Origin of the sequence: Nocardia sp. MH4, assembly GCF_019266065.1 — a bacterium.
Lineage (GTDB): Bacteria > Actinomycetota > Actinomycetes > Mycobacteriales > Mycobacteriaceae > Nocardia > Nocardia canadensis.
Genome location: NZ_LPNR01000083.1, coordinates 1 through 12100, shown reverse-complemented (window position 1 = coordinate 12100; position 12100 = coordinate 1). Strand labels below are relative to the sequence as shown.

At 70.1% G+C, this 12100-nt stretch carries 9 protein-coding genes; all 9 read right to left on the bottom strand.

The window, feature by feature from the left end:
• Nucleotide 1 precedes the first annotated feature (1 nt).
• The 9 genes from ATM97_RS09270 to ATM97_RS09230 all read right to left on the bottom strand — a co-directional run bounded on the left by ATM97_RS09270 (nt 2) and on the right by ATM97_RS09230 (nt 11958).
• Complete coding sequence (locus ATM97_RS09270; protein WP_218717552.1) at nt 2-313, bottom strand: type VII secretion target; 312 nt, start codon at nt 311-313, stop codon at nt 2-4.
• A 100-nt stretch (nt 314-413) separates the two neighbouring features.
• Complete coding sequence (locus ATM97_RS09265) at nt 414-698, bottom strand: YbaB/EbfC family nucleoid-associated protein (protein ID WP_308248425.1); 285 nt, start codon at nt 696-698, stop codon at nt 414-416.
• Between the two features lie 36 nt (nt 699-734).
• Nucleotides 735-1067 (bottom strand): hypothetical protein, encoded by a 333-nt coding sequence (locus tag ATM97_RS09260; RefSeq protein WP_218717550.1) that lies wholly within the window; start codon nt 1065-1067, stop codon nt 735-737.
• A gap of 20 nt (nt 1068-1087) precedes the next feature.
• Nucleotides 1088-1870: an ESX secretion-associated protein EspG gene (locus ATM97_RS09255; RefSeq protein ID WP_218717549.1), complete on the bottom strand. Its 783-nt coding sequence runs from the start codon at nt 1868-1870 to the stop codon at nt 1088-1090.
• Nucleotides 1867-3621, bottom strand: coding sequence for a hypothetical protein (locus tag ATM97_RS09250; protein ID WP_218717548.1), 1755 nt, complete (start codon nt 3619-3621; stop codon nt 1867-1869). Before ATM97_RS09250 ends, ATM97_RS09255 begins: the two co-directional genes overlap by 4 nt.
• A 175-nt stretch (nt 3622-3796) precedes the next feature.
• Nucleotides 3797-4273, bottom strand: coding sequence for a YbaB/EbfC family nucleoid-associated protein (locus ATM97_RS09245; RefSeq protein ID WP_218717547.1), 477 nt, complete (start codon nt 4271-4273; stop codon nt 3797-3799).
• 97 nt (nt 4274-4370) lie between these two features.
• On the bottom strand, nt 4371-5570 hold the full coding sequence (locus ATM97_RS09240; RefSeq protein WP_218717546.1) for a hypothetical protein: 1200 nt from the start codon (nt 5568-5570) through the stop codon (nt 4371-4373).
• Between the two features lie 15 nt (nt 5571-5585).
• A complete protein-coding gene (locus tag ATM97_RS09235; protein ID WP_218717545.1) occupies nt 5586-6335 on the bottom strand; it encodes a toxin-antitoxin system YwqK family antitoxin in 750 nt (249 codons plus the stop codon).
• A gap of 22 nt (nt 6336-6357) precedes the next feature.
• Nucleotides 6358-11958, bottom strand: coding sequence for a hypothetical protein (locus ATM97_RS09230; protein WP_218717544.1), 5601 nt, complete (start codon nt 11956-11958; stop codon nt 6358-6360).
• Nucleotides 11959-12100: the final 142 nt, after the last annotated feature.

Here is a 12100-nt window from a genome sequence, read left to right as displayed (position 1 = left end):
GCTACTGATCGACCGCTGCGATGCCCAGCTTGGCCGCACCGTCGGCGCCCTCATACGTCGCAGCAGCCTGCGCGGCGGTCAGCGCGGTACCCGCGTGCACCGCGGCGAGCTGCGCCACCGAGGTCAGATGGTTGGCCTGCGCGTAGGCGAAGGACAGCAGGAATTCCTGGCCGATCAGGCCGAACACGGGCACCGCGGCGGCCATCGTGGCGGCCTGGTCGACCGCGCCCGCCTGGGCGACCCCCGCCGCCATGGTGGCCGAGGCACCCGCGTACGCACGAACTGCATCGGGAACTACCGCAACGTGATTCATGGCTATCGTCCAATCTCGAAACAGCCCATGGTGTTTCGTTACCTTATCTACCCGTCGGAAACCCGCGCCACACAAATCGGCGGTTAAAGCCAGTTGAATCTCACATGCCCGTTTGGTTGTACGCGGTCACCAGCTCGGCGCGCTCACCGAACGCACGGTGTGCGGCGGCCTGCGCGGTCCGCACCAGCACCTGCTCGAAATCGGCCGGTGACAAGCGGCCGACCGCCGCGGAGAGTTCCAGCCCGACCAGCGCGCCGCTGCCGTCGACGGTCACCGTCACCGCCCCGTCGGGCGAGGTTTCCTGCGCCCTGATGCCATTGGTCGCCTCGGTCAGGTCCTGCAGCCGATAGAGCTGGCCCTGCACCTTCGCGATCAGCTCATCCATGGTTTCGACCATCGCCGTGTCCTCCCCTCTCGCTCGCTAGACCGACCGTAGCCAGCTGTCCGGCTCGGTGTCGTACTCCTGTTCCTCGACGATCTCCGCCGCCGCGACCTCGGCCTCGGTCGGCAATCCCGTCGCGGCCAGCAGCACCGGATCGAACCCCGCCTCCGCCAGCTGATTACGCCGTGCCAGTCCGGCCCGCTTGGCCGACTTCTGGCACAACCGCAGGATCTCGGCCGCCAGGTCGGCGGGATCGCGGCGCAGCTGATCCGCGTCGACCGTGATTCCCACCGGCAGCCCCTGCTCGGTGGTCCGTACCGTGATCGCCCCCGTCAGCGACGACGCGCTGAACTCGGTCGGAAACTCGTCCATCGATGCCCCTCCCATCCGCACTAGGCCCGATCATCCCTGATGGCTCTGACAACTTCGGCGATCTGGCTGTTGATCAGCGAGACCACCCGTCGGCGATCGGCACCGACGGCCACCGGCGGCGTGCCGGGGACGATCACATAGCGACCGTCGTCGGTCAGATCGCGCCAGCCCAGCCGCAATCGGAGTATCCCGCGCGGACCGAATCGCGACCAGCCCTGCTCGATGTCGATGAAGCCGTCACGATCCAGCGGCGCCTGCTGAAAGGTCTGTGTCTGCACCGCGGAGTCGTCGTCGTAGTGCTGCACCAGCGAGCGACCATAGGTGCGGTCGAATTGATCATCGCCCGGTTCGTCGAGGCGGATGTCGCGGCCACGGCCCGCCTCGGCCTCGGGCAGGTGATCGGCGATCACCTCGCCCAGCGACAGGGCGCTGTGCCGCGTGACGACGAATCCCTCGGCGTGGTAGAGGGTTTCGCCGGGCCGCTGCCGTACCAGGTAGCCCAGTTCGCCCTTGCGCACCGCGAGCATGCGCACCGAATAGGCGGGATCGATCAGCTTCTCGCCACCGCCGTAGCCACGCACCGCGATCCGGATGTCGGGGTGCGTGAGCACATCGATGATCTCGTCGAGCTCGTGTCCCCACCGCCGCCTGATTCGCGCCCACGCGTCCTTGCGCACGAATTCGGCCTCGTCCGCGTCGCCCGGTGCGCCGGTGTGGATGAACGGGTCGGGCATGTACTCCTCTTCGATGCCCGTCCACAGCGCGTCGAACTCGTCACCGGTGAATTCCCAGGTGGGCGTCACTGTTCCACCACCGGCCTCGCCACGATCGGCGCGTCACCGATGGCCTCGTCCAAGTGGTCGGTCGAGTCGAGGTAGTCGGCCCGCTTGTGTTCCTTCTGCTGGCCCTGGCCGCCCGCGCCGGCGCCACCCATCGGCGCCATGGGCATGCCGCCCATCGGCGAACCGGCGGCCGAGGACGCCACGCCCGCGCGGAAGCCCTCGGCCCCCGTGACGGCCGAGGCGCGCGGGAACAGCTTGGACGCGCTGTCCAAGCTCGGCGACAGCGGTGCGGCTCCCGCGCCACCGCCGCCGGCGCCCGAACCACCGCCGCCGCCCCCGCCTTTGCTCGCGGCGCTGAGCGCCTTCTTGGCCTGATCCTGTAGCGAACTGAGCGCCGCGGAGCCCGGAATCCCCGCCAGGGAACTCTGTTCGGCGGCCGAGGACGCCTGTTCCAGCGCGGATTGCGCGGCCGAGCTCGCTTGCTCGAGACCGGACTGCAGCGCCGAGGTCAGCTGATCGGCACCGGACGAACCACTCGATCCGCTGCCACCGTTCTGGCCGCCGGACCCGTTCTGACTCCCCGTGCTGTCCTTGCCACCGGTGTCGCTGCCCGACTTCTGTCCCTGCAACTCGGCGAGCGCCCGATCGAAGGCCGCCAGGGATTCCCCGGATTTCGAGCTGGAACCCGAGCCGGAGCCCGAACCCGAGCCGGACCCGCTTCCACTTCCACTTCCACTGCCGTTGCCGTTGCCGTTCCCATTGCCGTTCCCGGTCCCGTCGCCCGTGGTCGGCGCGGTCGGCTCGGGCAGCGTGGGGATATGGCTGGTCGTGCTGTTGAGCCCGGGGACATAGGTGTTCCACATGACCTGACGGCCGTTCTTGGCGCAGGTCTCCTTGTCCGCCTGGGCCTGGGTACCGTTGGGGTCGGAATAGCAGCGGGGCAGCATGAGCGCCGTCGCCAGCCCCTTGGAGGTGGCGTTGATCCAGCCGACGGTGTAGTCGAGCGCCGCGGCCACCTGTTTGGTCTGCTCGACCAGCAAGCCGTTGGCCTCGTGATAGGCCGACATCGCCGCCATGGCGCGGGTGGCGCCGCCCGGGCTGGTCCAGCTCTTCTTGCTCGCTTCGACTTTGGCGTTCAGATCGTCGAAACCTGTTTTGAGCAGATCCGCCAGATCACCCCAGAACAACGCGGTGTGGGCCAGACTGCCGGGCACCGTCGACAGCGACGACATGATCGCCTGCAGTTCGTTGTAATTGTAGTTGGGGGTCTCGGCCTTCATGCCCGCCGGATCGAACGTCTTGCCGTCGGCCAGGATCTTCGGCAGGTTCACCGCCGTCGCGACCGCCGGGTATTGGACGACGGTGGGCGGCAGCACCAATTTCGTACTGGCGCTGCGGCCCTGTTCGATCTTGGTGCGCAGCGATTCCAGATCGACTTTGCTTCCGTCCTCGGCGCCCTTGTAATGCCGGGCCGCGTCGAGGAAGGTGTTGGCGACATTGTCGAGGACTGTCTCGTGTTTGCCGAGCACGGTCTTCAGCTGACCGGCCTTGCCCTCGAACTGCTTCGACAGTTGCTTACCCGACTCCAGCGAGGAGAACTCGGGCAGGTTCGCGACGCCGTCCGCGGCGGATTTGACGGAATTGACCCAGTACCGCGCGTTGTTGGCGGCTTCGACCAGGTTCGGCAGCGCCGACGGCTCGAGCATCAGCGATCCGTCCGAGGCTGCCGAACGCAGCCCCGCCCACTGATCCTGCGCCGATGGTCCCGTCATGAAGTCGACCCTCCCTGTCCGTACCGGTGCCGCCTCGCGCCCCGCCTGGCACCGCTACCACGACACCGCCGATTCGCACGGCTTGCTAACGATTCTACGGTCCGACAGATGAATTCCGCATGTACAGCGCCAATCCCGCTGGTGGCGATGGCTCGACCATCCGCCGCCGCCGATCTCACCAGCTCGCGTCGGTGGCGGTCCGCGAGCGATCCCGCGCGCCGTCCGGCTCGTCGGCTGAGAGCCGTTCCCGCTCAGGCGAGTTGGGCGGTTCCAGCGACGCCTCCACGGGCTGCGGAATGGCGAATCCATCCATGTCGTCGACCAATTCGGTGATCTTCGGGAGCCGAGCGCGTTCCCGCTGAATCGGCGCCATCATCTCCTGGGTCTTGCGCGCGACCTCGGTCGCGGCCTGCTGGGCGGCCTCGGTGACGGCCTTGGCGATCTCGGTGTAGGTGAGATCGTCGATGTCGGGGGTGAACTTCGTTTCGATCACCTTGTAGTCGGCGTTGACCGTGACGGTCACCCGCTTGCGCACGGTGGCGCTGGCGATGATCTTCGCGCGGTCCTGCTGCACCTGCGCGATCGCCTGCATCTGCTTCTGCACCGTCTCGAGGATGTCCGCCATCTGCGCCTTGGCATGTTCGTTGGTCATACTCGATTCCCTCCGACTTCCGAGCCGTCCCGAGCGGCTCTTCGGTGAGCGAGCACACCACACCCACCACGCCCGCGCAACAGCACCAGCGCTCAGCTCACCGCGCCAGGCCCACGGAATGCGTGCCGAGCAAACCGGCGAGATTCAGCTCGAACCAGGCGGCGTCGACGTGATAGGCGTCGGCGGGAAAGACCCGTGTGAAGGACTCCCTGGCCACGGCCGCCCGCTCGGCGGACTCGACCAGACCGAGCACGGCATCCTTCTGCGCCTGCGACGCCTTCTCGCCGAGCAGTCCGGTCAGCACCTCGACAACGGTTCTGGTATCCCACATCCCCGGTACCGCGGCGGCGAGCGCGTCGGCCCCCGCGGAGGCACCCCGGTACCAGCGGCCCCCCTCCCACCAGTAGCAGAAGGTGAGCAGACCGTTCTCGGCCCGCCGGTTGATCACCGGCGCCGCGACCCAGTCGGGGGCACCCAGGTAGAAGTCCGGCATCGGCAGGTCTTTGTTGTAGACGGCGTCGAGTTCCGGTGCGTTCCACACCCCGCCGGAGAGCACGGCGCGGTCGCCGGGCAGCAGGCACAGGGTGGAACCGCTGAACTTGGAACCCTCGAAGACATGGAACGCCGGTGTCACCCGCGGCCCCCACTTGGAGCCGACCGCGACGAAAGCCGCGGCGATCAGCGCCCATCGGCGTGCCATCGGCTCGAGCGCGGGGAACTCCACGTCCGGCGCCGAGCCTGCCGCGCCCCGGCCCGCCGCGATATCCGCGCGCGCCTGCTCGGCCGCGGCCACCGGGCCGCGCACCTGCCGATTGCCATGGTGGATGTAGGCGGCCAGCCAGATCGGCAGGCGATCGCGCGGATAGATCTCGATGTCGGTGCGGTACACCGTCGGCGGGAACAGCTGATCGTCCGGGAACGGCTCGTCGCCGTAGTCGTAGTCGACCTCCATCCGGCCGGCGTTGGTGAGGGTGAGCAGGTAGCGCCACCACGGACCGTCGCCCATCGAGGCGGAGATGTGCCGGTGCTCGCGCAACGACTCCAGCAGTTCCGGACTCGGGAAGACCCGGGCGAAGCGCCCCTGCTCGTCGTGGAAGACGATCATCGACACCTCGGCCGCCGCCGTCATCGCGAACGACGCCTCGACCGTGGTCCAGCCCGGCGGTCCCAGCGCCGCCACGGTTTTCGCGATCCGATGACTCAGTGCGGCGGCGCGCTCCGGAATCCCGCCGTCGTCGGTCACCACCGTGGTGAGGGTGAATCCGACATCGGGATCACCGGCCAGCTCGTCAGCCACTGCGCACTCCTTCGTCTAGTCCCGGTCTTCGCCGTACCGCGCGATCACCGCACCCGCCTCGTCCCATCGGGTGCGGGTGAGCAGCGCGCCGTCGTCGTCGAAGACGGTCTCTTCCTTGCGGTCTCCGGTGGGGAACCATTCGACCCAGTGGCCCACCTCGTGCCGATCGGCGTATTCGCTGGTGTAGCGGGGGGTGCCGTCGAGGTACCAGCCGCGAGTCGGCCCGTCGCGGTAGCCGTCGGCGTAGGTGGCCAGATCGGTGATGGGGGCGCTCGGCGCCGGGCGGCGGAATTCCTGGCCGGTGAACGGCACGCCGCCGTAGTACATCCGGTTTTCCGTCTCGTCCCAGCGCAATTCGGGGTCGTCGGACGACACCGCGTCGGCGGCGATGCCCTTGCGGGTGCGCTCGTCGGCGAATTCGATGAGCGCGCCCGCCTCGTCCCAGACCGAGTGGGTCTGCAGGACGCCTTCGATGTCGTAAACGTCTTCGAGGCGGCGGGCGCCGCCGGGGTACCACTCCTGCCAGGTGCCGACCGGCCGATTGCGGTAGAACTCGCCGTTGTAGCGCATCGTGCCGTCGGGGTACCAGCCCGACCAGTCGCCGTCGCGCTCGCCCTGGTCGTAACTCCAGTACTCGCGCCAGGTGCCGTCGGGGCGGGTGTGGGTCACCGCGCCGGTGTACGGCTCACCGCGATACGACAACCTGCCGGTCGCCGCATCGATCTCCACGTCCGGATCGTTCCATTCGATCGGATCGTCACTCACCTGGGGAAACCTCTCCGATCGGTCAGGCTCTGTCGCTGAACATTGTCATCCGGCTGGCGGGATCGGCAACTACGTTACGGATCAGCAGTCCGAGGTCCAGTTCCGGTGGGAGTGCCCGGTAGATCAGCTCACCCATCGGCCTGCCACCCACCGCGACGGTGAATCGCGTCATCCGCTGCGCCGACCGTTCCCAGCCCACCTGCGCGGCGCCGCTGAGATCGATCGCCTGGGTGCCGACCTGCACCATCAGCCGGTCGGCGAGCCGGTAGAAGATCACCGTCACCCCACCGAGGTCGGCGTACAGGCCGTCCGCGCCGATCTGCCCCGGCGCGGCGGGCCGCAACGCCCCCGACTGCGGATCGAACTCGGCGAGCACACCACTGGCGTACGGGCGCACGACCAGCCTGACCCGTTCGACCGGAGCCTGGTACTCCGGCCGATACGGCCTGCGCTGACCGCTCTGCCCTGCGCTCGGCGGCATCGCCGGCGGCGGATACCCGGGAGCACCACCCGAGGGATAGCCGGAGCCCGGCTGCTGCCCACCGGATTGCCCGTTGCCGCGACCATTTCCCGGTGCGGACGGCTGGTCATTGCCCGGCGGATACAGCTGCCCATTGCCCGGCGGATACGACGGACCGCCACCGGGCGGGTATGGCTGACCGCCACTGGGCGGGTATGGCTGACTGCCACCGGGCGGGTACGACGGACCGCCACCGGGCGGATACGGCTGACCGCCACCGGGCGGGTACGACGGACCGCCACCCGGCGGATACGGCTGACCGCCACCCGGCGGATACGGCTGACCGCCACCCGGCGGATACGAAGGACCGCCACCTGGCGGATACGGCTCACCGCTCCCAGGCGGGTACGGCTGAACCGGCCCCGGCGGTTGGGTAACCCACGGCGGCAACGGCGGCATGGTGGGACCACCGACCGGCGGGGTCGGCGGAATCGGGAAGGACGGGACCGTCGGTTCGTGCGGAGCCGGCACCTGCTGCTGCGGCGGCACCGGCGGGCACGGCGGCGCGGGAATCTCCGGCAGGCACGGCGGATCCGCCTGACCCGGTGGACTCGGCGGCACCGGTGGACTCGGCGGCACCGGTGGACGCGGCGGCTCCGGCGAACGCGGCGGCTCCGGTGTCGATGCCAGTGGTGGTACCGGCCAGGCGACTGCGTCGAACCGCGGCACCTCGAGCTCTACCTCGTACTCGTGCGGCGGATGCGGAATGTGCGACCGATAGGCCGACCCCGGCAGCTGCCGCCCCATCCCCGGTCGATCCCCGTCCGGAGTGCGCGGCGGCGCCTGCCCACCCGGATCGAAACCCTTGTCCGGTTCCTGCCCACCGTCCCGATCGGCATCCGGATCATCGGACCTGTTCCGACCGCCACCATCGGCGTCCGGATCACCGCCCACCGGCCGAGGACGCGAACCGTCACCGGGCGCGGAAGGCCCACGGCCTGCGTCCACCGTGGATTCGTCCGCCTCACCGACCGCAGGCCGACGAACACCCTGACTCGCCTGATGATCAGCCGGAAGGCCAGGATCACCCGGATCGGTCACCGGCCGCGACACCGGCGGACGAGAGGTATCAGCCTCGCCCACGACACCTTCCGGATCGATGGGCGACCGACGGCGCGAACCGTCACCAGGCTCCGGCACGGCGGCGCCGCGATCGGCATCCGCACCGGGCTCATCGGAATCAGCGCCCGCCGGACGGCGAACGCCCTCAGCCGCAGGGTGATCCGTCGCGATGCCCGGATCACCCGGATCGATCACCGGCCGCGACACCGGCGGCCGGGCCGGATCATTCTCGGCCACGAGATCATCCGGATCGGTGGACCGACGGGGCTCGCGCGGGTCGGCGTCGCTCGGCAGCCCGGCATCGGCGTTCTCCGCGGGCGGCCCGCTCTCCGGGCCCGCGGACAGTCCTGGACGCACCGGCGCGCCGTTGACGGCCGGACCAGAGGCGGTGAGGCCGGGCGCAGGCGATCCAGCGGGAGTCGGCCCGGCGGCGTCCTCGGCGGGCGCGGGCAGCCCGGTCCGGTCCGCCCCGCCGAGCTCGGGGTCGGTGACGAACGGTTCGGTGAGCAGCTCCCGCAACCGGGCGATATCGGCTGCGGCCCTGCGGATCTCGTCGCGGATCTGCTCGTGCACCTCGGCGAGCTTGTCCAGGGTCAGTCGCTCGTGCTTGTCGATGCGACCGTCCCGGAACCACTCGTAGACCTTCGCCACCTTCGCGTCGTCGGCGTCGGTGAGGTCGGCGCCGAGCAGGCGGGCGTGGTCGCGGCTCGGGCCGGGGACGGCGTCGCCGGGCACGGGTGGCAGTGGCGACCGGTTGCCGAGATCGGCGGCGCCCACCTCCCGCAAGAAGTCCAGGGCGTCGCGCTCGTGCACCGGCGGATCGTCGCCGACGGCACGCGGATCGGTCTCCGGGTTGTAGACCAGGTCGTCGGCGTACGGATCGATCTTCGCCAGCGCCCGGACGTAGTCGGCGAGCGGACCGGTGAGATCGTCCGTCGCACCCCGCGCCGCGCGGTTCGACACTGCCTCGGCCAACGCGGCGGCGTCCAGCGGCAGACCACCGCGCGGCAACCCGAGATGCGGAGCGAGCGCGTCCCGCGCGGCATCGACCGCGGCCGGGTCGAACGCGCGCAGCAGTTTCGCGTACTCGGTGAGGTCCTTGGCGCGCTGGCGGTGCAGTTCCACCCGGGTGCCGGGATCGGCGAGCCGTTGGGCGACCAGTTCCGGTCCGAGATCGCCCGCGTCGACGCCGAACCGCAGTGCCAGCGCGCTGCGCGCGTTGTGCAGCGCGTTGAAGTTGTCGACCGCGTCGACGATGATCGCGTAGTCGACGGCCGCCTCGAGCTGCCTGGCCCGCACCTGATTGGCCCGGTCCAGCTCGGTGAGCAGATCGGTCAGTCGCTCACGCGACAGGTTCGAGGGATCGTCGATGCCCAGCCTGCCCGCCACCTCGGCGAGCTCCGCGCGCACCTGGGCCAGCGAACGTGGTTCCCGGACCGGCTGATTCACCTCATCGGCGACGACCGGCAGGTTCGTCTCCGGCGCGGTGTGCCGCGGCGGTGTCTCGATCATCCGCCACGGACCCGACCCGTCCCGCACCATGGTCGCGTCGACGGTACGGCCGTCGACTGCGCCCCGCAGGTGCCGGACCTCCGGCGCGTCGACCTCCAGGACGCGCACGCGCCCCTGGTCGTCGACCCCGACGATCCTGACCTGGATCTCGACCTCGCCGCGATTGAGCCGATCGAGGAAATCCCCGTCGGCCTCGGCCAAGGCCCGAGCCAGCGCACGTTCGTGTCCGGCGCCGGTATCGACGATCGCGATCGTGCCGTTCTCGGCATCGACGACCAACCGGTCACCGGTATCCCCGGCAGCGAAATCGGCCACCCGCTGGGTGAATTCGCCCAGCACACCGACATTGTCGTCGAGTTGCCCACGCAGCCTGGCGACCTCGGCGTCGAGGTTGCGGACCAGCGCTTCCAGGTCGGCGCCCGCCAGATGGGCCCACGTCGACCGCTCGTCCCGCAGGCCCGCACGGCGCAGCGCGTCGTCGAAGATCTTGCGCGCGTCCTCGGCGTGCACGGTCCCCGAACCACCGTCGTCGCTCAGATCGGGCCAGATGTCGACCCATTCGCCGCCGTTGTTCACCCCGCGCCAGTTCAGCATGTCGAAGCCGAAGCGGTCACCCCTGGCCGCCACGACTTCCTTCAGATAGGCGCCCAGCGGGTCCTTGCTGAAGAAGTTGGCGGGCCGGAACGGGATGTCGGCGTGCTCCTGGTTGAACAACCGCGCGGCGGCCTCCAGCGCCTGGATCACACCGTCGCGACGCAACAACCGGTACTCGGCCTCGGCGAGCGCCTTACGCAGACCTTCCTCGCTGAAATCGGTGATCCGCACGCCGAGTTCGCGGGCGAGCGCATCGAGCACGGTGGCGTCGGCGATGCGCTGGTCGACCGCGTCGACCACGTCCCGCAACCACGGCGGCAACGGCTCGGCGACCGCGGGCGACTGCTCGGGTTCGCCCGTCGACTGCCGCGGCTCAGCGGTTTCGGTGCGCTCCGACGCTTCCCGGGCGGCCTGTTCCGCCGGTGTCAGGCTTTCCGGTTCCAGCAGATGCTCGAGCCCGGCATCGCGCAGTTCCTGTTCGATCCGACGGCGCAGCTCCGGATCGGCGTCGGAGATCCACGGCTTGTACTCGGTGCCGTCGAGATTGCGCAACGGCAGGAATTCACCCGCCTGGTTCGCGATGCGCGCGGACAGATGCTTGAGGATCGGCACCAGCTCGCGCTTGCGCCACATCTCGATGCTCTCTTTGAGGACGCGCACCGGATTGAACTTGAGCTGGAGCTGGTCGTATTCGCCGCCAGGCGCGTCCGGAGTCGCGTCCTTCACCGTGGTCAGCGGCAGCCCGGCACTGTGGCCCAGCATCGAGAGGGCGGCGCTGTCCTGGGTCGACCCGGACGGGTACTTCGGGTTCTCGCCGTAGAACCCACGGTTGACGATCCTGTCCCACAGCCTGCGCAGCCAGCGCTTCTTGGGTGTCTCGACAGCTGTCTCGGCGGGCCGCACCCGCGGCGTCGGCTCGGGCCGCGCGACGGGTTCGAGGCGCCAGGCGTCCGGTCCGTCCTCGACCCGCCGGACCAGTGTCTGGTCGCCGTCGACATCGACGGACAGCATCCGGTCGTCGAGTGTGGTACGCGCCAGCCGATCCAGATGCGCGAGATCGGCGGCGTCCCGGGTGACGCCGGCGCGCAATCGAGTGATGTCGTCGGCGGCGCGCACGAGACCGGGATCGGCCGCCAGCCCGAGCCGGGCCGCCCAGCGACGCGCGACGGCCTCGCGGGCCGCCCGCTGCTGCGGATCGGTCGCCGTCTCGGCGTGGCGCACCGCCGAGGCGAACGCCTCGACCGCGCCCGCGCGCAGCAGCTGCCGATATCGAGCCCCGTCGAGCGAACCGGGGTCGGTGAGGTCGACCCCGAACCTCGCGGCCAGCCGGTCCAGTGCCTGCTGCGCGGGCTCCATCCGGGGTCCGCCCGGCTGCTGGGTGCCGTCGGCGGGCGGCAGGATCGCGGTGGGATGCAGCGGCTGAGCCTGCGGGTTCGGTTCCGGTTCGGTACCGAGCGACGGCCGGGAGCCCTCGTCGAGCCCGGCCCGGCGCAGGTCGTCGGCGACCTCGGCGCGGACCTCGGGATCGCCCTCGACCCGCCACTGGTCGATACCGTCCTGGAGCTGATCCAGGTTCAGTGGCGCGTAGTCGTCCGGGTAGCGCATCGGCGCACCGAGCTCGGCATCGGGATCCAAAGCACTGTCGAGGAATCCACGCGCCCTGGCCATATCGGCGATCTCGGCCAACGCCCCGAGCGGATCACGCTGACCGGTCAGCGCCTCACCCAGGCCGAGCGCCTCGGCGAGCCGACGCACCTGCTCGACCCGCTCCGGAGTCAGCGGCGGCGCGTCCGCGTGGGTCGACGGCGGCAGATCACCGAGGTCGCGCAGGAACTGGCGCACATCGTCGATCCGGACGTCGCGCTGCTCGGCACGGCTCGGCGGATCGGCCGGCGCTTCGGCACCCGGCTGATCCAGCCCGGCGGCATCGGGCACCGCGAGTTCCGCGGGTGCGGTCGGGATGCCCCGGTCGAACGGCGACGAATTCTTCGCCGGCTCCTCGGGTTCCGGGCTCGGCGCGGTCGGCGGATGCGCGGGCGGCTTCGACGGCGGGCCGCCGGGCGCGGGCCGCGGCGCG

Coding starts and splice junctions, on each gene's coding strand:
- ATM97_RS09270 (WP_218717552.1), bottom strand. CDS start 313: ATGAATCACGTTGCGGTAGTTCCCGATGCAGTTCGTGCGTACGCGGGT.
- ATM97_RS09265 (WP_308248425.1), bottom strand. CDS start 698: ATGGATGAGCTGATCGCGAAGGTGCAGGGCCAGCTCTATCGGCTGCAG.
- ATM97_RS09260 (WP_218717550.1), bottom strand. CDS start 1,067: ATGGACGAGTTTCCGACCGAGTTCAGCGCGTCGTCGCTGACGGGGGCG.
- ATM97_RS09250 (WP_218717548.1), bottom strand. CDS start 3,621: ATGACGGGACCATCGGCGCAGGATCAGTGGGCGGGGCTGCGTTCGGCA.
- ATM97_RS09245 (WP_218717547.1), bottom strand. CDS start 4,273: ATGACCAACGAACATGCCAAGGCGCAGATGGCGGACATCCTCGAGACG.